This is a genomic window from Geodermatophilus sp. SYSU D00779, from assembly GCF_054050595.1.
Genome location: NZ_JBJGZQ010000044.1, coordinates 1 through 26468, shown reverse-complemented (window position 1 = coordinate 26468; position 26468 = coordinate 1). Strand labels below are relative to the sequence as shown.

Annotated in this window: 20 protein-coding genes; 12 read left to right on the top strand and 8 right to left on the bottom strand. The window is 73.5% G+C overall.

What is annotated here, in order from left to right:
* Positions 1-178 precede the first annotated feature (178 nt).
* A complete protein-coding gene (locus ACI79G_RS23520; protein WP_456883456.1) occupies positions 179-2467 on the bottom strand; it encodes a heterodisulfide reductase-related iron-sulfur binding cluster in 2289 nt (762 codons plus the stop codon).
* 739 nt (positions 2468-3206) lie between these two features.
* Here ACI79G_RS23520 and dnaK point away from each other — a divergent pair.
* The 5 genes from dnaK to ACI79G_RS23495 are packed head-to-tail and all read left to right on the top strand — an operon-like array spanning position 3207 to position 7923.
* Positions 3207-5087 (top strand): molecular chaperone DnaK, encoded by a 1881-nt coding sequence (dnaK, locus tag ACI79G_RS23515; RefSeq protein ID WP_456883455.1) that lies wholly within the window; start codon positions 3207-3209, stop codon positions 5085-5087.
* The gene (gene grpE, locus ACI79G_RS23510; RefSeq protein ID WP_456883454.1) at positions 5084-5776 is read left to right on the top strand and encodes a nucleotide exchange factor GrpE; all 693 of its coding nucleotides are present in this window, start codon (positions 5084-5086) and stop codon (positions 5774-5776) included. The genes dnaK and grpE overlap by 4 nt, the downstream gene beginning before the upstream one ends.
* A 19-nt stretch (positions 5777-5795) precedes the next feature.
* Positions 5796-7007: a molecular chaperone DnaJ gene (gene dnaJ / locus ACI79G_RS23505; RefSeq protein ID WP_456883453.1), complete on the top strand. Its 1212-nt coding sequence runs from the start codon at positions 5796-5798 to the stop codon at positions 7005-7007.
* Entirely contained in the window at positions 7004-7462 is a 459-nt protein-coding gene (locus ACI79G_RS23500; protein WP_456883452.1) for a heat shock protein transcriptional repressor HspR, read from the top strand. The genes dnaJ and ACI79G_RS23500 overlap by 4 nt, the downstream gene beginning before the upstream one ends.
* Before the next feature lie 5 nt (positions 7463-7467).
* Complete coding sequence (locus tag ACI79G_RS23495) at positions 7468-7923, top strand: MarR family winged helix-turn-helix transcriptional regulator (protein ID WP_456883451.1); 456 nt, start codon at positions 7468-7470, stop codon at positions 7921-7923.
* 120 nt (positions 7924-8043) lie between these two features.
* Here ACI79G_RS23495 and ACI79G_RS23490 read toward each other — a convergent pair whose 3' ends face one another.
* From ACI79G_RS23490 to aceB, 5 genes are all read right to left on the bottom strand, one after another.
* Entirely contained in the window at positions 8044-9828 is a 1785-nt protein-coding gene (locus tag ACI79G_RS23490) for an L-lactate permease (protein ID WP_456883450.1), read from the bottom strand.
* A gap of 94 nt (positions 9829-9922) precedes the next feature.
* Positions 9923-11470, bottom strand: coding sequence for a (Fe-S)-binding protein (locus tag ACI79G_RS23485; protein ID WP_456883449.1), 1548 nt, complete (start codon positions 11468-11470; stop codon positions 9923-9925).
* Between the two features lie 84 nt (positions 11471-11554).
* The gene (locus tag ACI79G_RS23480; RefSeq protein WP_456883448.1) at positions 11555-12742 is read right to left on the bottom strand and encodes an FAD-binding oxidoreductase; all 1188 of its coding nucleotides are present in this window, start codon (positions 12740-12742) and stop codon (positions 11555-11557) included.
* Entirely contained in the window at positions 12742-14229 is a 1488-nt protein-coding gene (locus ACI79G_RS23475) for an FAD-linked oxidase C-terminal domain-containing protein (RefSeq protein WP_456883447.1), read from the bottom strand. The genes ACI79G_RS23480 and ACI79G_RS23475 overlap by 1 nt, the downstream gene beginning before the upstream one ends.
* A 43-nt stretch (positions 14230-14272) precedes the next feature.
* On the bottom strand, positions 14273-15883 hold the full coding sequence (gene aceB / locus ACI79G_RS23470) for a malate synthase A (RefSeq protein ID WP_456883446.1): 1611 nt from the start codon (positions 15881-15883) through the stop codon (positions 14273-14275).
* A gap of 187 nt (positions 15884-16070) precedes the next feature.
* Here aceB and ACI79G_RS23465 point away from each other — a divergent pair, with 187 nt between their 5' ends.
* From ACI79G_RS23465 to ACI79G_RS23450, 4 genes are all read left to right on the top strand, one after another.
* Positions 16071-16847 (top strand): IclR family transcriptional regulator, encoded by a 777-nt coding sequence (locus tag ACI79G_RS23465; protein WP_456883445.1) that lies wholly within the window; start codon positions 16071-16073, stop codon positions 16845-16847.
* 93 nt (positions 16848-16940) lie between these two features.
* Positions 16941-17396: a MarR family winged helix-turn-helix transcriptional regulator gene (locus tag ACI79G_RS23460; RefSeq protein ID WP_456883444.1), complete on the top strand. Its 456-nt coding sequence runs from the start codon at positions 16941-16943 to the stop codon at positions 17394-17396.
* Positions 17397-17449: 53 nt separating this feature from the next.
* Positions 17450-19069, top strand: coding sequence for an MDR family MFS transporter (locus tag ACI79G_RS23455; protein ID WP_456883443.1), 1620 nt, complete (start codon positions 17450-17452; stop codon positions 19067-19069).
* Between the two features lie 38 nt (positions 19070-19107).
* Positions 19108-20034, top strand: coding sequence for a diacylglycerol/lipid kinase family protein (locus ACI79G_RS23450; protein WP_456883442.1), 927 nt, complete (start codon positions 19108-19110; stop codon positions 20032-20034).
* 98 nt (positions 20035-20132) lie between these two features.
* Here ACI79G_RS23450 and ACI79G_RS23445 read toward each other — a convergent pair whose 3' ends face one another.
* Together ACI79G_RS23445 and ACI79G_RS23440 are read right to left on the bottom strand one after the other, a co-directional pair.
* Entirely contained in the window at positions 20133-20573 is a 441-nt protein-coding gene (locus ACI79G_RS23445; RefSeq protein WP_456883441.1) for an OsmC family peroxiredoxin, read from the bottom strand.
* Positions 20574-20645: 72 nt separating this feature from the next.
* Complete coding sequence (locus ACI79G_RS23440; RefSeq protein ID WP_091221859.1) at positions 20646-21089, bottom strand: MarR family winged helix-turn-helix transcriptional regulator; 444 nt, start codon at positions 21087-21089, stop codon at positions 20646-20648.
* A gap of 204 nt (positions 21090-21293) precedes the next feature.
* On the opposite strand from ACI79G_RS23440, the gene clpB reads away from it, so the two are divergent.
* The 3 genes from clpB (at position 21294) to ACI79G_RS23425 (ending at position 26361) form a co-directional block, all read left to right on the top strand.
* Positions 21294-23879, top strand: a complete 2586-nt coding sequence (clpB, locus tag ACI79G_RS23435; RefSeq protein WP_456883440.1) for an ATP-dependent chaperone ClpB — start codon at positions 21294-21296, stop codon at positions 23877-23879.
* 641 nt (positions 23880-24520) lie between these two features.
* On the top strand, positions 24521-24931 hold the full coding sequence (locus ACI79G_RS23430) for a hypothetical protein (protein ID WP_456883439.1): 411 nt from the start codon (positions 24521-24523) through the stop codon (positions 24929-24931).
* A gap of 65 nt (positions 24932-24996) precedes the next feature.
* Positions 24997-26361, top strand: coding sequence for a fasciclin domain-containing protein (locus ACI79G_RS23425; protein ID WP_456883438.1), 1365 nt, complete (start codon positions 24997-24999; stop codon positions 26359-26361).
* Positions 26362-26468 lie beyond the last annotated feature (107 nt).

The window sequence follows — 26468 nt, the reverse complement described above, 5'->3', positions numbered from 1 at the left end:
GGCGGGGGACCGGCGGGGGTTGGAGGAGGGCGGGGGGGCGCGGGTGGGGAGACGCGCCGTGGTGGGGGTGGTCCGGCCCGCTGCCGGGCCCGGCAGCGGGCCTGGTGACGTACTGGAACGACCCTCCTGCAGGGCCCCGCCGCGAGCCTGCGAGCGGCGGGGGTGGGAGGTCCTTCCCCTACTGCGCGCCGTGCTCCGTCGCCGCGGAGCCGGTGCCGGCCACGTCGTCGCCCTTCGTGCCGACGTCGGCGCCGTGCTCGGTGCCCGGCGTGCCGACCGGGGCGAGCGAGCGCAGCAGGATCTGGCTGACGTCGAGGACCTCGACGTGCTCGCCGGCCTCGCCGTTCTGCTTCTTCGTCGTCAGCGCGTCGCTGAGCATCGTGATGCAGAACGGGCAGGCGGTGGAGATGACGTCCGGATCGAGGTCGAGCGCCTCCTCGGTGCGCTCCATGTTGATCCGCTTGCCGATCTTCTCCTCCATCCACATGCGGGCGCCGCCGGCGCCGCAGCAGAAGCCGCGGTCCTTGCAGCGGTGCATCTCCTGGGTGGACAGGCCCTGGACGGACTCGAGGATCTCCCGCGGCGGCGTGTAGACCTTGTTGTGCCGGCCGAGGAAGCACGGGTCGTGGTAGGTGACCTTGCGGTCGACCGGCGTGACCGGGGTCAGCCGGCCGTCGGCCACCAGCTGGTTGAGCAGCTGGGTGTGGTGGACGACCTCGTACTCGCCGCCGACCTGCGGGTACTCCCGACCCAGCGAGTTGAAGCAGTGCGGGCAGGTGGTGACGATCTTGCGCATGCCCGGCACGCGGCCCTCGAAGACGCCGTTGAGGGTCTCGACGTTCTCCTGGGCCATCATCTGGAAGACGAACTCGTTGCCCATGCGGCGGGCCGGGTCACCGGAGCAGGTCTCCCCGGAGCCCAGGACGGCGAACTCGACGCCGGCGGTGTGCAGCAGCTCCGCGACGGCCTTGGTGACCTTCTTGGCGCGGTCGTCGATGGCGCCGGCGCAGCCGACCCAGAACAGGTACTCGACCTCGTGGGGCAGCGGGCCGTCGGCCATCCGCACCTCGAAGTCCATCTCCTTGATCCAGTCCTCGCGGGTGCTCGGGCTCACGCCCCAGGGGTTGCCGCGGTTCTCCAGGTTGCGCAGCATCACGCCGGCCTCGGAGGGGAAGTTCGACTCGATGAGCACCTGGTAGCGGCGCATGTCGTCGATGTGGTCGACGTGCTCGATGTCGACCGGGCACTGCTCGACGCAGGCGCCGCAGTTGGTGCAGCTCCACAGCACGTCGGGGTCGATGACCCCGCCCTCCTCGAGGGTGCCGACGAGCGGGCGGTGGGCCTGCGCGTCGTTGGTGCCCTCGATGCGGGCGTAGCCCGACGCCCAGACCTGCTCGTCGCTGGGCTTGAGGACGTCGTAGTCCGGCGCGGTCTCGCTCGCGGTCTTCTCACCCAGCAGGTACGGGGCCTTGGCGTACAGGTGGTCCCGCAGGTCCATGATCACCATCTTGGGGCTGAGCGGCTTGCCCGTGTTCCACGCCGGGCACTGGCTCTGGCACCGCCCGCACTCGGTGCAGGTGGTGAAGTCGAGCATCCCCTTCCAGGTGAAGTCCTCGATCTTGCCGCGGCCGAAGACGGCGTCCTCGTCGGGGTCCTCGAAGTCGATCGGCTTGCCGCCGGAGGTCATCGGCTGCAGCGGGCCCAGCGCGGGGGCGCCGTCCGGCTCGCGCTTGAAGTAGATGTTGAAGAACGCGCTGAACCGGTGCCACGCGACGCCCATGTTGAGCAGCCGGGAGACCACGACCAGCCAGACCAGCGAGGCCACGATCTTGACGAAGGCGATGACGCTGACCAGGTCGGGGTTGGCCGGGAACAGGGCGGACAGCGCGCTGGAGACCGGGTGCGACCAGGTCGGGGCGTCGACCAGGCCGGCCGAGATCTTGGCCGCGCGGATGCTCAGGATGCAGACGCCGACGATGAGGACGATCGCCTCGACGAAGTAGCCGCGGCCCTCGTTCGAGCCGGCGAAGCGGCTCTGGCGCCCCTGGCGGCGCGGGTGGTCGAGCTGGCGCCGGACGATCAGGTACAGGATGCCGAGCACCGTGCCCGTGCCGATGACGTCGACGAACAGGTTCCACAGGCCCCACTCGCCGATCAGGGGCAGGTGGAAGGCCGGGTCCCAGACCTCGCCGAAGGCCTCGACGAGGGTGAGGAACAGGCCGTAGAAGCCCAGGAACACGAACCAGTGGGCGATGCCGATCGACGACCACTTGAGCATCCGGGTGTGGCCGAGCGACTCCACGACCAGCGTCTTCAGCCGCGGACCGACCGGCCGGGTGCGGGTGCTGTCCGGCTGGCCGGTCCTGATGATGCGGACCATGGCCCGGACCGCCCGGTAGGCGAACACCACCGACACGATCAGGAAGATGACGCTGATCGTCCCCAGGACGATCTGCAAGGGGCCCATCGAAATCCCTCCCGGACGCCTGGAGGCGTCGGTTGATCCCCCGCCCGCCACGACGGCGGGTGGACTCGCCGCCGTCGAGCGGACCGCGCGCGGGCACCTGCGCCCGCGCGCGTCGGACGATAGCTGTCGGCCGCACAGGCTACTCGCCGGTAACCACATTGCCGCGGTGCCTGAGCGCCCGGTGTCCGCGGACCCCCGACGATCAGCTCGGCTGATCGTCGCGGCACGTCGCGGTGGAGGTCGACGGGCTGGTCGAGTACGAGGTGCCTCGGGGCGGCCGCTCGCCGGCGCGGGTGCTCCGGGGGGAGAAGCGCCGCGAGGACCGCCTGCGGGACCTCGACGTCCGGGTGCTGCGGGTCGTCCGGGCCGATCTGGGGCCCGCGTGGGAGCGGGTGAGCACCCGCCTCGCCTCTCTGCTGGCCAGGCCGTTGACCGGGCCACGCCGCCTTCCCGCCGTCCGCGGGTCCGTGCCGTCGTGGCGGTCGGCCCGACGTCCCGTCGGTGTCCTGGCTCAGCTCCGGTCGCGAGCTGGGACCCGGGACGACCAGCCGAGCTGGTCACCGGTGACGAACGCGACCCGGCGGAGGAGGTGGTGAAGAGGTCGCGACACCCGGGAACACTCCCGGCGGGGGTGCCGTTAGGGTGGGCAGGAAAGTTGAGTGGACCCCGCGCAAGGCGGACACCGACTCCCCACACGGACCAGTACCACCCCGGAACACACGGAAGAGAGGCCAGCTCCATGGCTCGAGCGGTCGGTATCGACCTCGGCACCACCAACTCCGTCGTCACCGTCCTCGAGGGCGGCGAGCCGACGGTCATCGCCAACTCCGAGGGCTCGCGCACCACGCCGTCGGTCGTCGCGTTCGCCAAGAACGGCGAGGTCCTCGTCGGCCAGTCGGCGAAGAACCAGGCGGTCACCAACGTCGACCGCACCATCCGGTCGGTCAAGCGCCACATGGGCACCGACTGGAAGTCGCCGGAGATCGACGGCAAGCGCTACACCCCGCAGGAGATCAGCGCCCGCATCCTGCAGAAGCTGAAGCGGGACGCCGAGACCTACCTGGGCGAGCCGGTGACCGACGCGGTCATCACCGTCCCGGCCTACTTCGAGGACGCGCAGCGCCAGGCCACCAAGGAGGCCGGCGAGATCGCGGGCCTCAACGTCCTGCGCATCGTCAACGAGCCGACCGCGGCCGCGCTGGCCTACGGCCTGGACAAGGGGGAGACCGAGCAGACGATCCTCGTCTTCGACCTCGGTGGTGGCACCTTCGACGTCTCGCTGCTGGAGATCGGCGAGGGCGTCATCGAGGTGAAGGCCACCGCCGGTGACAACCACCTCGGTGGCGACGACTGGGACGAGCGGGTCGTCAAGCACCTGGTGCAGACGTTCAACGCCCAGAGCGGCATCGACCTGTCGAAGGACAAGCTGGCCATGCAGCGGCTCCGCGAGGCCGCCGAGAAGGCCAAGATCGAGCTGTCCGGCGCGCAGTCGACCAACGTCAACCTGCCCTACATCACCGCCGGCGCCGAGGGCCCGCTGCACCTGGACGTCACGATCACCCGTGCCGAGTTCCAGCGGCTGACCCAGGACCTGCTCGACCGCACCCGCGCGCCGTTCAACCAGGCGATCCGCGACGCCGGCATCTCCGTCGGCCAGATCGACCACGTCGTCCTGGTGGGTGGCTCGACCCGCATGCCGGCCGTCACCGACCTGGTGCGCGAGCTGACCGGGGGCAAGGAGCCCAACAAGGGCGTCAACCCCGACGAGGTCGTCGCCATCGGCGCCGCCCTGCAGGCCGGCGTCCTGCGCGGTGAGGTCAAGGACGTCCTGCTGCTGGACGTCACCCCGCTGTCCCTGGGCATCGAGACCAAGGGCGGGATCATGACCAAGCTCATCGAGCGCAACACCACGATCCCGACCAAGCGCTCGGAGATCTTCACGACGGCCGACGACAACCAGCCGTCCGTGCAGATCCAGGTCTTCCAGGGCGAGCGCGAGATGGCGGCCTACAACAAGAAGCTCGGCATGTTCGAGCTGACCGGTCTGCCGCCGGCGCCGCGTGGCGTCCCGCAGATCGAGGTGGCCTTCGACATCGACGCGAACGGCATCGTGCACGTGTCCGCCAAGGACCTCGGCACGGGCAAGGAGCAGTCGATGACCATCACCGGTGGCTCGGCCCTCCCCAAGGAGGACATCGAGCGGATGATGAAGGACGCCGAGGCGCACGCCGAGGAGGACAAGCGCCGCCGCGAGGAGGCCGAGACCCGCAACCTCGCCGAGTCGCTGCAGTACCAGACCGAGAAGTTCCTGGCCGAGAACGGTGACAAGATCCCGGCCGACAAGAAGGAGGAGCTCGGCGAGGCCCTCACCGAGCTGCGCTCGGCTCTCGGTGGCTCGGACATCGCGGCGATCAAGGCGGCCCAGGAGAAGGTCGCCCGCGTCTCCCAGGAGGTCGGCGGGGCGCTCTACGCCCAGCAGGCCGAGGCGGGGGCCGCCGGCGCGACGGGTGCCGGTGCCGCCGGTGACGCCGGCACGCCCGGTGGTGCGACCGGTGCCACCGCGTCGGACGACGACGTGGTCGACGCCGAGATCATCGACGAGGACAACGACCGCCGATGACGGACAGGGAAGAGGAGCCGCGGGTCGTCATCCGCGACAAGCGGCGCATCGACCCGACCAGCGGCACCGTGCGGGTGCCGGCCGGTGAGCAGCCGGCCGGCGCCCGCCCGGGCGTACACCCAGCAGGGGAGCGAATGAGCGAGCACGAGGCCACCGCCGACGGCGGACAGCCGACGGTGGTGGACGACGACCTGTCCCGCCAGCTGGCGGAACGGACCGAGGACCTCCAGCGGGTCACCGCCGAGTACGCGAACTACCGGCGGCGGGTGGACCGGGACCGTCAGCTCGTGGTGGACCAGGCCGCGGAGCGGTTCGCCACCCAGCTGTTCCCGATCGTCGACGACATCGAGCGGGCCCGGGACCACGGCGAGCTGACCGGCGGGTTCAAGTCGGTGGCCGACCGGATCCTCGGCCTGCTGGACGGGCTGGGCGTGGAGGCCTTCGGCAAGGCGGGCGACCCGTTCGACCCGTCGCTGCACGAGGCCGTCATCCACGACACCTCGACCGAGGTCGACGTCCCGACCGCGACGACGGTGCTGCGGCAGGGTTTCCGCCGCGGCGACCGGGTGCTGCGGACGGCGATGGTCGCGGTCACCGACCCGGAGCACCCGGTCGCGGCCACGCCCGCCGAGGGCACGACCGACGGGACCGCCCCCGCGCAGCCGGGCGAGGGCCCGGCGGCCGACTGAGCCGGAGAGGGGGCGCCCGATGAGCACCCGGGACTTCATCGAGAAGGACTACTACGCCGCTCTGGGCGTCGCCCAGGACGCCGACGCGGCGGCCATCAAGAAGGCCTACCGCCAGCTGGCGCGCGACCTGCACCCGGACAAGAACCCGGGCAACGCGGACGCGGAGGCCCGGTTCAAGGAGGTCTCCGAGGCCTACGACGTCCTCTCCGACCCCAAGCGGCGGGCCGAGTACGACGAGGCCCGTCGGCTGTTCGGGGCCGGAGGGGCGGGCGCGCGGGCCGGCTTCCCCGGCGGGTTCCCCGGTGGGGCGGGCGGCGGCCAGCCGTTCGACCTCGGCGACCTCTTCGGCGCCGCCACCGGCGGGCGCGCCGGCGGTGCCGGCGGGCTCGGTGACCTGTTCGGGGGCCTCTTCGGCGGCGGCGGGGCCGGTGCCGGCTCGGCGCGGGCCCGCAGCCAGGCCGCGTCCGGCCCGGCCCGCGGCCAGGACGTCGAGACCGAGGCGACCCTCTCGTTCGAGGAGGCCGTCCTCGGCGTGACCGTGCCGCTGCGGATGCAGAGCCCGGGCACCTGCCCGACCTGCCACGGCAGCGGCGCGCGGCCCGGCACCTCACCGCACACCTGCCCGGTGTGCCAGGGCGCCGGGGTGACCAGCCGCAGCCAGGGGGCGTTCGCCTTCTCCGAGCCGTGCCGCAACTGCCGCGGCACCGGCCAGGTCGTCGACGACCCCTGCCCGACCTGCGCGGGCAACGGCGTCACCAACCAGACCCGCACGATCACCGTGCGGATCCCGGCCGGCGTCAAGGACGGCCAGCGCATCCGGCTGGCCGGCAAGGGCGCCCCCGGACGGCGGGGCGGCCCGGCCGGTGACCTGTTCGTCGTCGTCCACGTCTCCGAGCACGAGCTGTTCGGCCGCAAGGGCGACGACCTCACGCTCACCGTGCCGATCACCTTCGCCGAGGCCACCCTCGGCGCGACGCTGACCGTGCCCACGCTCGACGGCAACGTCACACTCAAGGTCCCCCCGGGGACGGCGAGCGGCCAGACGCTGCGGGTCCGCGGGCGCGGTGTCCCCGGCAAGGGCCGGTCCGGTGACCTGCTCGTGACCGTCGAGGTGGCGGTGCCGAAGCGGCTCACGCCCGCCGCGGAGGACGCCGTCAAGGTGCTCGAGGCCGAGCTCGGCGACCCGCGGCCGCGGATCACGGCCGCGGTGCAGCAGGGAGGTGCGCGGTGAGTCTCCCGACCGACGGTGCCCGCGGGCAGGCCGACGCGGGGCGTGCAGTCGCCGAGGACGCGCCGGTCTTCGTCATCTCGGTCGCCGCGGAGCTGGCCGGCATGCACGCGCAGACGCTGCGCCAGTACGACCGGCTGGGGCTGGTCAGCCCCGGCCGGACCCGCGGCGGCGGCCGGCGGTACAGCCCGCGCGACGTCGCGCTGCTCCGCGAGGTGCAGCGGCTGTCGCAGGAGGACGGCGTCAACCTGGCCGGCATCAAGCGGATCATCGACCTGGAGTCGCAGGTCGAGGCACTGCGGCAGCGGGTCCAGGAGCTGATCACCGAGGTGGAGCTCGCGGAGAGCCGGGCGATCGCCGCCGAGTCCGCCGTCCGCGCCGGCTACGGCCGCGACCTGGTGCCGCTGCGACCCTCCACCTCGGCGCTGGTCGTGTGGCGGCCCCGGGACGAACGGTGATCCAGGTGGACACGCACGAGGCCTACGTGCGGGTGGAGCGGGAGATCGGCCTGCTGCTGCGCCGCTCCCGGGCCATCTCCGCCCGCCTGTCCCGGGAGCTGCACCCCGACCTGGACGGCGCCGCCTACGGGCTCCTGGCGCTGCTGCAGGACGCCGGCCCGCTGCGCGCCAGTGACCTGGTGGCCCGGCTGGGCCTGGACAAGAGCACGGTCAGCCGCCAGGTCTCCACGCTGGTCGCGCTGGGCCTGGTGACCCGCGAGGCCGACCCGGCCGACGGCCGCGCCCAGGTGCTCAGCACCTCCCCGGAGGGTGCCGCCCGGCTGTCCCGCATCCGGGACGCCCGGCGGGCCCGCTGGGAGGCCGACCTCGCGGACTGGCCGACCGAGGACGTCGCCACGCTCGGCGAGCTCCTGGCCCGGCTGAACCGGCTCGGCGAGGCCCGCGAGGCCGAGGACGGCTGAACGGAGGACCTCGTCCTCCCACCCTCCGCGAGCTCAGGGCGGTGCCCCGGACGGAACCGCGGACGACAGCGCCCCCGTACCCGGCCGGGTACGGGGGCGCTGTCGTGTCAGCGGGTCAGATCACGAACCCGGGACCATCCAGCCCAGCACCGGGGAGGCCTGCAGGACCACGATCAGGCACATGAGCAGCAGGAGCAGCATGCTCCAGCCGAACACCTTCCGGAACAGCTCACCCTCCCGACCGGCCATGCCGACCGCCGCGGCCGCGATGGCCAGGTTCTGCGGGCTGACCATCTTGCCCATGACGCCGCCGGAGGAGTTGGCCGCGGCCAGCAGCACCGGGTCGAGACCGGCGTTGGTCGCCGCCTGCACCTGCAGCGCGCCGAACAGCGCGTTGGCGGAGGTGTCCGAGCCGGTCACCGCGACGCCGATCCAGCCCAGGATGGGGGAGAGGAAGGCGAAGAAGCCGCCGGTCTCGGCCAGCAGCCGGCCGAGGTGGCTGGTCATGCCGGACTGGTTGAGCACGTAGGCCAGCGCGAGCACCGCCATGACGGTGACGATGGCCCACTTCAGCTCGCGGTAGGTGTCGACGTAGGCCTTCAGCGCCCGCCCGGGGGAGATCCGCAGGACCAGCATGGTGAGCAGGCCGGCGAAGATCATCAGGGTGCCGGCGGCCGGGAACCAGTTGAACGAGAACGTCGTCGAGGACAGCTCGGTGTCCGAGCCGGCCGCGAACACGTTCAGGCCCGGCCAGGCGAAGGACGTCGTCCACGGCGCCTGGGCCAGCGCCGCCTTCACCGGGCCGAGGTTGGCCAGCGCGAAGATGACGATGATGATCCCGTACGGGGCGTAGGCCTTGACGACCTCGGCCCGGGTGTCGGGGATCACGGGTGCGTTCGTCCCGGCGGCCGGGGCGTGCGGGTCGCGCGGGGCCTGGTCGCCCGGGGCGTCGCCGAGCTGCTCGCCGGCGGTCGCGCCGACCCCGCCCCGGCCGCGGGTGCCGCCGGACCCGGCGGCCACGGTGTCGGCGCCGCTGCCCCCGGCCACGGTGGCCGCGGTGACCGGCTCGTAGGCGGCCTTGCGCATGCGGACGACCGCGACGACGGCGGCCGCGGCGACGAGCGCGGCGATGATGTCGGTCAGCGGCACCGAGATGTAGTTCGCGGCGACGAACTGGGCGACGCCGAACGCCACACCGCCGACCAGCGCCTCGCGCCAGGTGTCGCGCAGCCCGCGCTTGCCGTCGACGACGAAGACCAGCACCAGGGGCACGAACGCGGCCAGGATCGGCGTCTGCCGGCCGGCCATGGCACCCAGGGTGTCGACGGTGAGCCGGGCGTCGTCGCTGACGCCGGAGGTCACCGTGGCCAGCGTCACGATCGGCGTGGCCAGCGCGCCGAAGGCGACCGGGGCGGTGTTGGCGATCAGCGCCACCGCCGCGGCCTTCATCGGCTGGAAGCCCAGCGCCATGAGCATGACGACGCTGATGGCGACCGGGGTCCCGAAACCGGCCAGCGCCTCGAGGAGGGCGCCGAAGCAGAAGGCGATGATGATCGCCTGGATCCGCTGGTCGGGGCTGACCTTCTCGAACGAGCGCCGCAGCACGTCGAAGTGCCCGGTGGCGACGGTGAGGTTGTAGACCCAGATCGCGTTGATGACGATCCACAGGATCGGGAAGAAGCCGAAGGCGGCGCCCTCGGACGCCGACAGGACGGCCTGCCCGACCGGCATCCGGAACGCCACGATGGCCAGGACGATCGCGACGGCCAGGGAGATCAGCCCGGCCATCCACGCCTTGACCTTGAGCGCACCGAGGAGCACGAACAGGGTGAGCAGCGGTATCGCTGCCACCAGCGCGCTCAGTGCGAGTGACCCACCGACGGGGTCGACGACCTGCTCGAACAACGGGGCTCCTTCCCTCGGCGGTGAGGGCGCGAGGCTGGGTGGGGGGACGTGGGGCGGTTCAGTGTGGAGCAGCGCGAGGGAGGACGCGCGCGGGTCACCCGTCCGTGGCGACGGGCCGGGCCAGGGCGGTGCCGGGGCCGTTGAGCGCCCGGTCGAGCAGCTCCTCGACGGGCACCCCGCGGATCGAGGCGTCCAGCACCTGCACCGTGTGCGCGACCGGCATCCGCTTGCCCATGCGGGCCAGCGTGGTCGCGACCTGCATCCAGCAACCGGGGTTGGCGGTCACCATCAGGTCCGCCCCGGTGGCGAGGACGGCGGCCGCCTTGCGCTCGCCGAGCTCCCGGGCCGGTTCCGGCTGCAGCATGTTGTAGGTGCCGGCGCTGCCGCAGCACAGCTCGGCCTCGGTGAGCTGCCTGAGCTCCACGCCCGGGATCCCGCGCAGCACCTTCCGCGGCTCCTCGCGGATGCCCTGCGCGTGGGCCAGGTGGCACGCGTCCTGGTAGGCCACGGTCATGGGCAGCGGGTGCCGCTCGGCGACCGGGCCCAGCTCGACGATGAACTCGCTGATGTCCCGGGACTTCTTCGCCAGCGCCTCGGCGCGCTCGGCCCACTCCGGCTCGTCGCGCAGCTGGTGGCCGTACTCCTTGATGTTGGAGCCGCACCCGGCGGCGTTGACGACGACGTAGTCGACCCCGGCCCGCTCGAAGGTCTCGATCGTCCGCTTGGCGAAGCCGAGGGCCTGCTCCTCCCGGCCGCCGTGGCCGGGCAGGGCCCCGCAGCAGCCCTGGCCCCGCGGCACGATGACGTCGCAGCCCTCGGCCGCCAGGACCCGCACGGTCGCGGCGTTCACGTCGGGGAAGAAGGTCCCCTGCACGCAGCCGCCCAGCAGCCCGACGACCGCCCGCCGCTGGCCGACGGCCGGCGTCCGCTCGGGGACGCGCTCCACCGGGCCGAGCTTGGGCGCCAGCGACTCCATGGCCATCAGCGGGCCCGGCAGCTTGCTCATCAGGCCGGTGCGGGTCAGCAGGCTGCCGAGCCGGCTGGCCTGGTAGGCGCGCAGCGGCCCGCGCAGCGCACGCAGCCGCCGCGGGTAGGGGAACAGGTTGTAGATGAGGTCGCGGTAGAACTTCTCCGCCCGCGACCGCCGGTACCGCCGCTCGATCTGCGGGCGGGTGGCCTCGATGAGCTTGTCGTACTGGACGCCGGACGGGCAGGCCGTCACGCAGGCCATGCAGCCGAGGCACTGGTCGAAGTGGCGGACCATCGAGTCGTCGAGCGGCTCGCCCTCCAGCGCCTCCTTCATGAGGTAGATGCGTCCGCGGGGGCTGTCCATCTCCTCGCCCCAGAGCACGTACGTGGGGCAGGTGGGCAGGCAGAACCCGCAGTGCACGCAGTCGCCGATGAGTGCCGGGTCCGGCGGGTGGTGCTCGTCGAAGGCCGGCTGCACGGCCTGCCGCGTCGTCGGCACGCCGAGCAGGGTCGGGGTGCCCACGGTGGCGGCCCCGGTGCCGGCCGGCAGGTCGATGTCCTGGCCGATGTCGAGCGGACGGCGCGCCCCGACCACCGCGGCCGGCGCCTCGTCGGCCCCCCGGACCGCGCCGGTCGGCGAGTCGGGCGGCAGGTCGGCGACCGAGTCGCGCACCGGGCCGACGTTCGGCGACGCGCCGGGGGACCCGGGCGGGGGCGAGTCGCCCCGGTCGTGACTGCCCGGCGTGATCTCCGTCATCTACAACCCTCCGACGAACCGGCCCGGCGACATCCGCCGCTCGGGGTCGAACCTCTCCTTGACCCGCCGCATCAGGTCCAGCGAGTCGCCGACCGGACCCCAGTGGTCCAGGCGCTCGCGGACGGCGTCGGGGGCACGCAGGACCACCGCGGTCCCGTCGTGCGGGGCGATCGCGGCACGCAGCCGGGGCAGCGCCTCGGCCGCCTCCCCGGCCGGGACGGCCGCGTAGGACACGCCCGTGGCGGCGTGCGCGGCCACCGCCGTCCCGGCGGGGAGCGCGCCCAGCACCGCCGAGAGCGATGCCGGCGCGTAGGCCAGCCGCAGCAGCACGTCGTCCGCACCGCCGGGCCGCCGGCCGAAGTCCTCCGGCAGGTCCTCGGACTCCTCGCCGCCGCCGAGCAGGGCGACGGCCGCCCGGGCCTGCCCGGCCACCGACTCCGCGATGGACTCGAACAGCACGACCAGTCGTGCGGTGCCGTCGGCCGCGGCGATCAGCTCCACGGCCGAGGGGGTGAGCGTCGAGCGGGCCAGTGCGACCGACAGGGGACCGGCAGCCGCGGTGTCCGGCAGCTCGAGCGTGACCACCCGGCGCGCCGGCGGCACCGGGTGCAGCCGCCACGTGGTGGAGACCACGACGCCGAGCGTCCCGTGGGCGCCGGTGAACAGCTTGCCGAGGTCGTACCCGGCGACGTTCTTGACGACCTTGCCGCCCGCGTGCGCCACGGTGCCGTCGGCGAGGACGACGGCGATGCCGATGAGCAGGTCGCGCGTGGTGCCGTACCGCAGCCGGCGCGGCCCCGACGCGTTCGCGCTCACCACGCCGCCCAGCGTGGCGCCGTCCTCGGGCGGGTCCAGGCCGAGCAGCTGGCCGGCCCGGCCGACCTGCGCCTGCAGGTCGGCCAGGCGCACCCCGGCCTCGGCGACGACGGTGAGGTCGCCCGCCACGTGCTCGACGACCCGGTCCAGGCCGGTGAGGTCCAGCAGGAGGTCGCAGGACTCCGGCGGCGGAGCCCAGGTCAGCTTGCTGCGCCCGCCGACCGGGACGACGGTGCGCCCGTCGGCGGCCGCGGCCCTCACGACCTCGGCGACCTGGTCGACCGTGGTGGGCCGCACCACGTCACGCGGGACCACGCCACCGACCGCGTCGTCGGGGCCGCCGGCTCGACGGGTGTCGGTGACGGCGGTCATCAGAAGACCTCGCCCAGGCCGGCTGCCTGCACCGGGTGCTCGCCCTTCCGGACGCCGGGCCGCTCGCCGCACAACCGCGGGGTCGGGAAGACCTTGCCCGGGTTGGCGATGCCGTCGGGGTCGAAGGCGCACCGCAGCAGCTGCATGGTGTCGAGGTCCTCGGCGGTGAACTGCGTGGCCATCTTCATGCGCTTCTCGCTGCCCACCCCGTGCTCGCCGGTGATCGAGCCACCGGAGGTGACGCAGAGCTCGAGGATGGCGCCGGCCAGCTCCTCGGCCTCGTGGGCCTGGCCCTCGACCGCGTCGTCGAACAGCACCAGCGGGTGCAGGTTGCCGTCGCCGGCGTGGAACACGTTGGCCACCCGCAGGCCCCGCTCGTCGGCCATGCGGTCGATCTCGGCGAGCACCTCGGGGAGCTTCGTGCGCGGGATGACGCCGTCCTGCACGAAGTAGCTCGGGCTGATCCGGCCGACCGCGGCGAACGCCGACTTGCGGCCCTTCCACATCAGCGCCCGCTCCGCGTCGTCGGCCGCGATGCGGATCTCGAAGGCGTTGCGGGCCCGGGCGATCTCCTCGACCTGCCGGAACTGGGCCTCGACCTCGACCTGCGGGCCGTCGAGCTCGATGACCAGCACCGCCACCGCGCCCTCGGGGTACCCGCAGCTCACCGCGGCCTCGGCTGCCTCGATGGCCAGCGCGTCCATCATCTCGACGGCGGCCGGCAGGATCCCGGCCGCGATGATGTCGCTGACCGTGCCGGCCGCGTCCTCGACCGAGGAGTAGCCCACCAGCATGGTCTGCACGGCCTCCGGCACCCGGATCAACCGCAGGGTCAGCTCGGTGGCCACACCGAGGGTGCCCTCGCTGCCGATGAACGCACCCAGCAGGTCGTAGCCGGGGTGCTCGGGCGCGCGCCCGCCGAGGTGCACGACCTCGCCGTCCGGCAGCACGACCTCGGCGCCGAGGACGTGGTTGACCGTGAAGCCGTACTTCAGGCAGTGGGCGCCCCCGGCGTTCTCGGCCACGTTCCCGCCGATCGAGCAGACCAGCTGGGACGACGGGTCGGGCGCGTAGGCCAGGTCGTGGGGCGCCGCGTCGCGGGTGACCCAGAGGTTGATGACCCCGGGCTCGACGGTGACCTGGCGGTTGTCCGCGTCCACCGGGGACAGCTTGCGCAGCCGCGACAGCACGAGCAGGACGCCGTCGGCGCTGGGCAGCGCGCCACCGGACAGGCCCGTGCCCGAGCCGCGCGCCACGAAGGGGACGCCGGCCTCGGAGCACAGCCGCACCGTGTCGACGACGTGCTGCCGGCTCTCGGCCAGCACCACGATCGCCGGGGTGACCTTGAAGTTGGCCAACCCGTCGCACTCGTACGTGCGCACCTGCGTGCGGTCGGTGAGCACCCGCTCGGTGCCGACCGCGGTCCGCAGCCGCTCGGCCAGGGCTGTGGTGCGGTCGGAGAGAACTGGCTCGGCGATGGCGGTCATGGCGTCCTCACGACATCCGCTCGGTGGGTCGGTGGGGCGCCGGTCACGGCATGCGCTCGTAGGCCGGCAGGGTCAGGAAGTCGGAGTACTCGTCGGACACCGCCATCTCCAGGAACAGCGCGCGGGCGTCGTCCCAGCGGCCGGAGGCGAAGGAGTCGCCGCGGGCCTCGGCGATGGCCTTCATCTCCTCGTCGGTGATCCGCTCCACCAGCTCGCGGGTGACCGTCTCGCCGTTCGACAGCTGCACCCCGTTGTGCAGCCACTGCCAGACCTGGCTGCGGGAGATCTCGGCGGTGGCGGCGTCCTCCATGAGGTTGTTGATGCCGACGGCGCCGGAGCCCCGCAGCCACGACTCGATGTACTGGATGCCGACGCTGATGTTGCTGCGCAGGCCCCCCTCGGTGATCTCACCGGGGGTGGAGCGGACGTCGAGCAGCTGCTCGGCCGTGACCTGCACGTCCTCGCGCTTCTTGTCGATCTGGTTGGGGCGCTCGCCGAGGACGGCGGTGAAGACCTCCTTGCAGAGCTCGACCATGCCCGGGTGGGCCACCCAGGAGCCGTCGAAGCCGTCGTTGGCCTCGCGCTCCTTGTCGGCCCGCACCTTGGCGAAGGCCTGCTCGTTGACCGCCGGGTCCTTGGAGGGGATGAACGCGGCCATGCCGCCGATGGCGTGCGCGCCGCGCTTGTGGCAGGTGCGGACCAGCAGCTCGGTGTAGGCGCGCATGAACGGGACGGTCATCGTCACGGAGTTGCGGTCGGGGAGGAGGAAGTCCTCACCGCGGGTCCGGAAGGTCTTGACGACGCTGAACATGTAGTCCCAGCGGCCGGCGTTGAGGCCGGCGGAGTGCTCGCGCAGCTCGTAGAGGATCTCCTCCATCTCGAACGCGGCGGGGTAGGTCTCGATGAGGACCGTCGCGCGGATGGTGCCGCGCGGGATGCCCAGGTGGTCCTGCGCCAGGTTGAAGGCGTCGTTCCAGAGCCGCGCCTCGAGGTGGCTCTCCATCTTCGGCAGGTAGAAGTACGGACCCTGGCCGCGGTCGATCTGCTTCTGGCCGCAGCTGGCCAGGTACAGCGCGAAGTCGACCAGGCTGCCGGAGGTCTGCTCGCCGTCGACGGTGATGTGCTTCTCGGGGAGGTGCCAGCCGCGCGGGCGCACGATGATCGTGGGCAGCTCCACGTCGTCGCGGACGCGGTACTCCTTGCCCTCCGGGCTGGTGAACTCCAGCGTGCCGTCGATCGAGTCCATCAGGTTCAGCGGGCCGTTGACCACGTTGGTCCACAGCGGGGAGTTCGCGTCCTCCTGGTCGGCCAGCCAGCACTTCGCGCCGGAGTTCAGCGCGTTGATCGTCATCTTCCGGTCGGTGGGGCCGGTCATCTCGACCCGGCGGTCGACCAGGCCGGGCGCGGGGTGGGCCACCTGCCAGGAGTCGTCCTCGCGGATCGACCGGGTCTCCTCGAGGAAGCCCAGGCTGGCGCCGTCGGCCAGGGCGCGCACCCGCTCCTGCCGGGCCGCGAGGCGCTCGAGCCGGCGCCCGTTGAGCTCGCGGTGGAGGAGGGCGACGAGCTCGAGCGCCCGGGGGGTGAGGATCTCGTCGAACCGGTCCTCGATCGGGCCGGTGATCTCGAGACCGTCCACGCCGGCGATGGTGCTCATGGTTCTCCCTGGAGTCGCTGTGCTGGGGCGCCGACCCGTTCCGCTGAGCGGGAGGTCGGAGTACTCTTGTTCCGCATCGTGGAACGCGTTGTCTGTTTAATGGAAAAGTAGTGGGACCCATCACGCTTTTCAACCCGAGGTGCCCATGGTCCGGAACCCGAACGGGCGGAACGAGGGGAGAGGGACCGTGGCCGCTGACGGGACCGTGGACGGCGTGCAGTCGCTGGACCGCGCCTTCCTCCTGCTCGAGCTCATGGCCGACGCCGACGGCGAGGTCGCGATCAGCCGGCTGGCCGCCGACAGCGGCCTGGCGGTGTCGACCATCCACCGGCTGGTGCGCACGCTGGTGGCCCGCGGCTACGTGCGCCAGCTGCCGTCGCGGCGCTACGTGCTGGGTCCTCGGCTGATCCACCTGGGGGAGTGCTCGTCGCGGGTGCTGGCCACGTGGGCCCAGCCGCACCTCTCCCGGCTCGTCGACACCATCGGTGAGACCGCCAACATGGCGATGCTCGACGGCGACCGGGTCGTCTACGCCGCCCAGGTGCCCTCCCGGCACTCGATGCGGATGTTCACCGAGGTCGGCCGGCGGGTGCACCTGCACTGCACCGGCGTGGGCAAGGTGCTGCTGGCCCAGATGCCGCCGGAGACGGCGCGCCGGCTGCTCGTGCAGGGCGGCATGCCGGCGCGCACCGACCGCACGGTGACCGACCCCGACGAGCTGCTGGCCCAGCTGCCGGGCATCGCCGAGCAGGGCTACGCCCTCGACGACGGCGAGCAGGAGGCCGGCGTCCGGTGCGTCGCGGTGCCCGTGCCCGGCGGCTCCGCGGCCGGGGCGATCTCCGTCTCCGGTCCGGCCGGTCGGCTGGGGCTCGACGCCGTGCCCCGGGTGGTGCCCCTGCTGCAGTCCGCGGCGGCCGCGCTGGCCTCCGAGCTCGGCTGGGGCGTCGACCGGCTCGGCCGCTGAGGGTGGCCGCCTTCACAGGGCCACAAGTTGCCTACAGCAACCAAACATCCGTATGGTTGCACGAGGCAAGTACCCCCTGTCGAGGACGGCGACGTGCCCATCACCCCCGAGACCCGTGACCGGCTGACCTCCGGCCTGGCCCGTGTCATCCGCAGCGGCCGTCACCTGAGCGTCCGTGCCGCGGACTCCCTGTACGGCGACCTGCCCTCGTTCGGCTGGGCGCTGCTCGTGCCCCTGGAGCAGGACGGCGAACAGCGCTGCAGCGCCCTGGCGGCGCGGGTCGGCGTCGACGTCTCCGTCGCCAGCCGGCAGCTGGCGGCCCTCGAGCGGTCCGGCTACGTCGAGCGCCGCCCCGACCCGCACGACGGCCGCGCCAGCCTCATGCGCCTCACCGACGAGGGCGCCCGGGCCCTGGCCGTCACCCGTGCGCTGCGCGCCCAGTGGGCCGGTACCGCGCTGGCCGGCTGGGGCGAGGACGACGCGCGGTTGCTGTCCGGGCTGCTGGAGCGGCTCGCGGCCGACCTCGAGCGGGCGCCCGCCGCCGCGTGACCCGCGCCCCCCTCGCACCGCCTCCCGCCCGCACCCGGCAGACCAGGAGAACCGTGGCCACCACCACCCACGACGACCGCACCGCGGCCGTGCCCACCTCGGCGCCTGCCGGCATCCCCCTCGGCGACACCGCCCCCGTCGAGCAGCGGGGGCGGATGACCCACCGGCAGATCCTCTCGGCGCTGTCCGGGATGTTGCTGGCGATGTTCGTGGCGTTCCTGTCCTCGACCGTCGTCTCCAACGCCCTGCCGACGATCATCACCGAGCTGCGGGGCACGCAGGGCCAGTACACCTGGGTGGTCACCGCGACGCTGCTGGCCTCGACCGCGTCGACCCCGATCTGGGGCAAGCTCTCCGACCTCTACAGCAAGAAGCTGCTGATCCAGGTCTCGATCGTGGTGTTCATCGTCGGCTCGATGCTGGCGGGCCTGGCCCAGTCGGTCGAGACGCTGATCGCCTGGCGGGTGCTGCAGGGCCTCGGCCTCGGCGGCATCCAGGCGCTGATGCAGATCGCGATGGCCGCGATGATCAGCCCCCGCGAGCGCGGTCGGTACTCCGGTCTCATCGGCGCGGTCATGGCGGTGGCCACGGTCGGCGGCCCGCTCATCGGCGGCCTGCTCGTCGACACCAGCTGGCTGGGCTGGCGGTGGTGCTTCTACGTCGGCGTGCCGTTCGCCGTCGTCGCCCTGGTGCTGCTGCAGCGCACGCTGCACCTGCCGGTGACCAGGCGCGACGTCCGCATCGACTACCTGGGTGCGGCCTTCCTCACCGCCGGTGTCTCCGCGCTGCTCATCTGGGTGACCCTGGCCGGCGACACCTTCGCCTGGGCGTCCCTCGAGACGGCGCTGTTCGTCGGCGGCGGGCTGCTGGCGGTGGTCGCGTTCGTCGTCACCGAGCTGCGTGCGGCCGAGCCGGTCGTCCCGCTGCGGCTCTTCCGCGACCGGACGACGACGCTGTCGATCCTGGCCAGCATCGCGATCGGTGTGGCGATGTTCGGCTCGTCGGTCTTCCTCGGCCAGTACCTGCAGATCTCCCGCGGCTACTCGCCGACCGCGGCCGGCCTGCTGACGCTGCCGATGGTCGGCGGGCTGCTGCTCTCCTCGACGGTGTCGGGCATCCTCATCACCCGATCCGGGCGGTGGAAGGGCTACCTCGTCGCGGGGTCGCTGCTCGTCGTCCTCGGCTTCGCGCTGCTCGGCACGATCGACCACGAGACGGACATGGTGCTGCTCGGCGCCTTCCTGTTCGTCCTCGGTGTGGGCATCGGCATGACGATGCAGAACCTGGTGCTCGCCGTGCAGAACACCGTCGCCGCCCGCGACCTGGGTGCGGCGAGCTCGGCGGTCGCCTTCTTCCGCAGCCTCGGCGGCACCATCGGCGTCGCCGTCCTCGGCGCGGTGCTCGACTCCCGCGTCAGCGAGCTGATCCGCCAGGGCCTGGCCGGCGTGCCCGGTGCCGCGCAGGGCGCCGGCGGAGCGGGGCTGGCCGACCTGGCCGACGCGCCGCCGGCCGTCCGGGCGCTGATCGCGGCGGCCTACGGCGACGCCACCGGGCGCATCTTCGCCGTCTCCGCCGCGGTGGCGGTGGTCGCGGTGGTGGCCATCCTCTCCATCCGCGAGGTGGCCCTGCGGACCGAGAGCGGCGGCGAGCGGCTGCGCACCGAGTCCGCCTGAGAGAGGACCCCCTGCCGGCCGCGGGCTACGGTGCGGCGGTGAACGGGACGCCTCGACTGCTGCTGGTGGTCAACCGGGCCGCGGGCACGGCGGAGGACGACGCGGTCGAGGCGGCGGTGCGGACGCTGCGCGCCGCAGCCGACACCGAGGTGGTCGCGACCGCGTCGGCGGCCGAGCTGGACGCCGCGGTCGCCGCCCGGGACGGACGCCGGGTCGTGGTGCTCGGCGGGGACGGCTCGGTGCACGCCGTCGCGCGGGCACTGGACCGGGTGGGCGGCCTCGACCCGGCCGAGCCGGTCGGCATCGTCGCCCGGGGCACCGGCAACGACCTCGCACGGACCCTGGGCCTGCCGCTGGAACCGGACGCGGGGGCGGCCGCCGTCCTCGCCGGGCGGCCCCGGCCGCTGGACCTGCTCGACGACGACGCCGGTGGCCTGGTGGTCAACGCGGTGCACGCGGGCGTGGGGGCGCGGGCCGGCGCGCAGGCCGACCGGCTGAAGGAGCGGCTCGGCGTCGCCGCCTACCCGGTGGGTGCGGCGGTGGCCGGCGTCAGCAGCCCCGGCTGGCCGCTGCGGGTGGAGGTCGACGGCCGGGTGGCGACGCACCCGTCGGAGGGGTGGGCGGCCGACGGCACCTGTGACGTGCTGATGCTCGGCGTCTGCACGGGCCGCTCCATCGGCGGCGGGACGCCGCTGGCCCCGCGGGCCGAGCCGGACGACGGGCTGGCCGACGTGGTGGTCTCGATCGCGACCGGTCCGGTGGCCCGCGCCGCCTTCGCGGCGGCGCTCACGAGCGGCGAGCACGTCGACCGGCCCGACGTCCTGGTGGTGCGCGGCCGTCAGGTGTCGGTCACCGGGGGGCCGGTCGACCTCGATGCGGACGGCGAGGTCGAGGAGGGTGTCCAGGCGCGGACCTGGCGGGTGCGGCGGCACGGCTGGTCGGTGCTCGTGCCGCCGCCCCGCTGACCAACGGGAACGGCCCCCTCCAGGAGGACCCCGTCCTCCTCACCCCTCCCGCATGCTCGGGGCGAGCCTCGGGACGGGGCCGTGGGGAGGAGGTCCTCCTACTGCTCCAGGGCGGCGTCCAGGCTGATCTCGTCGACGCCGGCCAGCGCCTTGCTCACCGGGCAGCCGGCCTTGGCCGCCTGGGCGGCCTGCTCGAACCCCGCGGCGTCGAGCCCCTCGACCTCACCGCGGACGGTGATCGCGATCTTCGTGATGTGCGGGCCGCCGTCCTTCTGGCCCAGCGTGACGTCCGCGGAGACCTCCAGGGACTGGGGGGTGCCGCCGGCCTTGGCGATCTCGTTGGACAGGGCCATCGCGAAGCACGACGAGTGCGCCGCCGCGATGAGCTCCTCGGGGCTGGTCGTGCCGTCGGCCTCCTCGGCCGCGCGCTTCGGGAACGACACCTCGTAGGTGCCGACCTTCGAGCTGGACAGCTCGACCTGACCGGAGCCCTCCTGCAGGGTGCCGTTCCAGGCGGTGCGGGCGGTACGGGTGGGCATGGGTCCTCCTCCTCGGGACTGGTGTGTCGCGGGTGCGCTACCCCGGTCCGTCGTGGGCAACCCGTCGTCGGGTCAGTTGGTCGTGACCCGCTCGGTGACCAGGTGCAGCTTCGCCTTCAGGTCGGCGAACTCCTCGCGGTCGAGGTCGAGCGCGCAGATGATCTCCTCGGAGATCGCGCCGGCCTTGTCCCGCAGCGCCCGGCCGGCGTCGGTCAGCGCGATGGCGACCGAGCGCTCGTCCTCCACGCGGCGGTGGCGGGTGACCAGGCCGGCGGTGGTGAGCCGCTTGAGCAGCGGGGAGAGCGTGCCGCTGTCGAGGGAGAGGCGGGCGCCCAGTTGCCCGACGGTCTGGTTGTCCTCCTCCCACAGCAGCATCATCACCAGGTACTGGGGGTAGGTGAGCCCGACGGCGTCGAGCAGGGGCCGGTAGCGCGCGGTCATCGCCCGGGAGGCGGCGTAGAGCGCGAAGCACAGCTGGTCCTCGAGGACCGCGCTCGGGGGCGGCAGACGCGTCATCCTCCAGATTCTAGGGCCCCCGGTCACCGCGGGTACCCGGGATTGCGCTGGCCGTGCCGCACTTCGCCGGGTCGCACGCCTGTCCTGCGCGGGATGGACGCAGTCAGGTTGAGCGGAACACACTCAACTCGTGCGTCGTTGGACTCCCCGACAGCCCCCGGCCGGCTCGCCCGGCCCTTCCTGAGAGGACCGATCCCACAGACCATGCAGAGCAAGCTGACCACCCGTTCGCAGGAGGCGATCACGGCCGCCCAGCGGCTCGCGGTGGATCGCGGCCAGGCCGCGCTCGAGCCCCTGCACCTGCTCGCCGCGCTGCTCGAGCAGGCCGACGGCATCGCCGGCCCGCTGCTCAAGGCCGTGGGAGCCGACGTCGCCGACGTCCGGGCCAAGACCGACGCCGCGCTGCGACGGATGCCGAGCGTGAGCGGAGCGACCGTGCCCGCCCCCTCCCCGTCCCGGGAGCTGCTCCGGGTGCTCAACGCCGCCGGGGAGCAGGCCAGCGCGCTGGGCGACGAGTTCGTGTCCACCGAGCACCTGCTGGTGGGCCTGGCGAGCGCCGACGGCGAGGCGGCGGCGGTGCTCACGAGCGCCGGCGCGACCCGGGACGCGCTGCTGGCGGCCTTCCGCACCGTGCGCGGCAACCGGAAGGTCACCACCGCCGACCCGGAGAGCACCTTCCAGGCCCTGGAGAAGTACGCCGTCGACCTCACCGAGCGGGCCCGCGAGGGCAAGATCGACCCGGTCGTCGGCCGCGACACCGAGATCCGCCGCGTCGTGCAGGTGCTCTCCCGCCGCACCAAGAACAACCCGGTGCTGATCGGTGAGCCCGGCGTCGGCAAGACGGCGATCGTGGAGGGCCTGGCCCAGCGCATCGTCGCCGGCGACGTCCCGGAGAGCCTCAAGGGCAAGCGGCTGATGGCGCTCGACCTGGCCAGCATGGTCGCCGGCGCCAAGTACCGCGGCGAGTTCGAGGAGCGGCTCAAGGCCGTCCTGCAGGAGATCGCCGAGTCCGAGGGCGAGGTCATCACCTTCATCGACGAGCTGCACACCATCGTCGGCGCCGGAGCCACCGGCGACTCGGCCATGGACGCCGGCAACATGATCAAGCCGATGCTGGCCCGCGGTGAGCTGCGCATGGTCGGCGCGACCACGCTCGACGAGTACCGGGAGCACATCGAGAAGGACCCGGCCCTGGAGCGCCGCTTCCAGCAGGTCTTCGTCGGCGAGCCCTCGGTCGAGGACACCATCGGCATCCTGCGCGGCCTCAAGGAGCGCTACGAGGTCCACCACGGCGTCCGGATCACCGACGCGGCCATCGTCGCGGCCGCCACCCTGTCGGACCGCTACGTCACCGCCCGGTTCCTGCCGGACAAGGCGATCGACCTGGTCGACGAGGCCGCCAGCCGGCTGCGGATGGAGATCGACAGCCGGCCGGTCGAGGTCGACGAGGTCGAGCGCGCCGTCCGCCGGCTGGAGATCGAGGAGATGGCGCTGTCCAAGGAGGACGACCCGTCCTCCCAGGAGCGGCTGGCCGCGCTGCGCGCGGACCTGGCCGACAAGCGCCAGCAGCTCGACGAGCTGACCGCCCGGTGGCAGCAGGACAAGAGCGCGATCGTCCGCATCCAGCAGATCAAGGAGGAGCTGGAGCGGGCCCGCCTGGAGGCCGAGCGGGCCGAGCGCGACGGCGAGCTGGCCAAGGTCGCCGAGCTGCGCTACGGCCGGCTGCCCCAGCTGGAGAAGGCGCTGGCCGACGCCGAGGCCTCGGTCGCGGGCACCGACTCCATGCTCAAGGAGGAGGTCGGCCCCGACGACATCGCCGAGGTCGTCCAGGCCTGGACCGGCATCCCCGCCGGGCGGCTGCTCGAGGGGGAGACCCAGAAGCTGCTGCGGATGGAGGAGGAGCTCGGCCGGCGCGTCGTGGGCCAGCCCGACGCCGTCCGTGCCGTCTCCGACGCCGTGCGCCGGGCGCGCTCCGGCGTCGCCGACCCGAACCGGCCCACCGGGTCCTTCCTGTTCCTCGGCCCGACCGGTGTCGGCAAGACCGAGCTGGCCAAGGCGCTGGCGGAGTTCCTGTTCGACGACGAGCGGGCGATGGTCCGCATCGACATGAGCGAGTACTCCGAGAAGCACTCGGTGGCCCGGCTGGTCGGCGCCCCGCCCGGCTACGTCGGCTACGAGTCCGGCGGCCAGCTCACCGAGGCGGTGCGGCGGCGGCCCTACACCGTCGTGCTGTTCGACGAGGTCGAGAAGGCCCACCAGGACGTCTTCGACGTGCTGCTCCAGGTGCTCGACGACGGCCGGCTGACCGACGGCCAGGGCCGCACGGTGGACTTCCGGAACACCATCCTGATCCTGACGTCGAACCTCGGCTCGCACCTGATCGCCGACCAGTCGGTCGACGAGGAGCGGCGCCGGTCGGCGGTCATGGAGGTGGTCCGGCAGCACTTCAAGCCGGAGTTCCTCAACCGGCTGGACGACGTCGTGGTCTTCCACGCCCTCGGCAGCGAGGAGCTGGCCGGCATCGTCGACATCCAGGTCGGCGTGCTCGCCCGCCGGCTGGCGGCCCGCCGGCTCACGCTGCGGGTCACCGACGCCGCGCGCGAGTGGCTGGCGCTCAACGGGTTCGACCCGGTCTACGGCGCCCGCCCGCTGCGCCGGCTGGTGCAGTCGGCGATCGGCGACCAGCTGGCCAAGGCGCTGCTGGCGGGTGACATCCGGGACGGCGACGAGGTGGTCGTCGACGCCCCGGAGGACCTCGCCGAGGAGGGCCTGACCGTCCGCCGCGGCTGACGAAGGACCACCCTTCCCCCACGCCCCGCACGCTCGGCGCGGGCCCCGGGAGGGTGGCCGTTCCAGACCCTCACCAGGGGCCCGTCGTCCCACCCGGGGCGGCGGGCCCCAGCGCGTCACGGGGACGTCGGGCAGCGCGGTGTCCTGAGGAGCGGAGGCCCGGGAGGTCCCCGACGGAGGACGGGATGGGCTCTCCGCGACACGGGGGCGGCACCTGGCCGCGGTGCGGTCCGGAGGACCGCGGTGTCATCGATCCGGTCTCGATCCCCCACCGGCACTGGCCCGGCCCCGGAGGGTCCGTGATCCTCGGGCGGGACACCCGAGGAACGACCAGGGAGCGAGTGATGACGTCAGGGCAGGGCGGCCAGGACCCCCAGCAGGGACAGCCCCCGCAGGGCCCACCCGGCTGGCAGACGCCGCCGGTGCAGGGCTGGCAGAGCCCGCCGCCGCCTCAGCAGGGCTGGCAGAGCCCGGCGCCCCCGGGCTGGCAGCCCCCGCAGCAGGGGTGGGACGACCCGCAGCGAGGCTGGCAGGGGCAGCCGCCATACGGCTGGCCAGGCGCCCCGTCGGCGCCTGGCCAGAGGCTCCCGCACGAAGCGCCGCCGCGACCCGACGCGGTCCGCTTCGGTCTCGGTGCCTATGTGGCCCAGATGCTCCTGGGCCTGGTGGGGGCCGTGGTCGGCTTCGTCAGCTTCGACACGATCGCCGACGAGCAGCTGGCCGGCACCGGCATCGAGTTCTCCGAGGACACCGTGGGGACGCTGGCGGTGGGCATCCTGGTCTTCGGGCTGGTCCACGCGGCACTCCGGGTGCTGTTCATCTCCTTCGCGTGGAAGGGCCACAACTGGGCCCGCATCGTGCTCTTCGTGCTGGGTGCCTTCACCATCCTGGGCGGGCTGTCCTCCCTGGCGCAGCCGGACACCGGCTTCCTCACCGCCCTGGCGGTGTTCCAGACACTCCTGGTCGTCGTGGGGATCGTGCTGCTGACGCGGCCGCCGGCGAACGAGTGGTACCGGGCGATGGCCGCCCGCCGGCAGGCCGGACTGCGCTGACAGCTCGTTGCGGAACCATCACCGGAGGAAGTGCACCCGTAGCGCGACTGTCCCGAAGACCGGTCGTGACCACCACCGAGCAGACCCGCCGCGGCGGTCACCGGCCCCGCGGGCGGCCCCCTCGACACGCTGCCGGCCCTCGTCGGCGCCCTCGTGGGCACCGTCGCGCTGCAGGCCCCGCTCACCGTGCCGGCCACCGGCACCACGGACACCCGTCCGACGACGAGGCCCCGCTCCCCGAGCGCCTGCGGTCCGCCCTCGGTTCCGGCGACCGCAAGGGTGTCGGCCTCGACCGCCGCCGGTTCTTCCTCACCAGTGGTGCCGCCGCCGGTGCCGCCGTCGTCACCGGCGGCGCGGGTCGGCTGCTGCTGCGCCGCTCCGACGTCGACGGTGCGCGCGCCGACCTCGTCCTCCCGGCGCCGGCGTCCCCGGCCGCGCCGCTGCCCGTCGGTGCCGACCTCGCCCCGCAGGTCCAGGGCCGGACGCCGCTGTCCACCTCGAACCGCGAGTTCCACCGGGTCGACACCTCGATCACGGTGCCGCAGATCAGGCCGGCTGGCCGGTACCGCGCGCTGGCTCGGGATCCCCCTGGGGCACCCCTCCGCGAGACCGGCATCCAGTCCGGCTCCGACCAGCTGGTCTGCCGCTCCTCGGACGGCAGGACCACCGGCGCCCCGGCTGCAGGCGCGGCCCCGCCCCGCTCCCCGGGACAGGGCCAGGGCCCGAGCACGACGACCAAGGAGATCCACGTGGAGCGCACCCTCACCCGCACCGCCCTGCTGGCCGGTGTCTCGGCCCTCGCGCTGAGCATCACCGCCTGCGGCGCCGAGGACACCGCGTCCGACGCCGCTGGCAGCGCGGGCGGCGCGGCCAGCAGCGCCAGCGAGGACGCCATGGGCGGCAGCTCGTCGGCGCCCAGCGACAGCGGCACGTCGTCCGCGGAGCCCTTCGGCGAGGGCTGCGCCGCCGTCCTGGCCGACGGGGAGGGCTCCTTCGCCGGCATGACCGACGACCCGGTCGCCACCGCCGCCAGCAACAACCCGGTGCTGTCGACGCTGGTCCAGGTCGTCGTGCAGGCCAACCTGGTGGACACTCTCAACAGCGCCCAGGACGTCACCGTGATCGCCCCGGCGAACCCGGCCTTCGAGGCCGTCCCGCCGGACGCCCTGCGGGCGGTGCTGGCCGACGACGCCCGGCTGACCGCGATCCTGAGCCACCACGTCATCGAGGGCCGGCTGGCCCCCGACGAGCTGGCCGGCACGCACGCCACCCTGGGCGGTGACGAGGTCACCATCGAGGGCTCCGGCGAGAGCTTCACCGTCGCCCGGACCGTGACCGGCACCCCGGCCTCGGTCATCTGCGGCAACGTGCAGACGGCGAACGCCACCGTCTACGTCGTCGACCAGGTGCTCGCCCCGGCCCTGGGCTGAACGAGGCCCCGCTCCGGGACCGGGCGGGGGGGGGGGGGGGGGGGGGGGGGGGGGGGGGGGGGGGGGGGGGGGGGGGGGGGGGCGGGGCGGGGGGGGGGGGGGGGGGG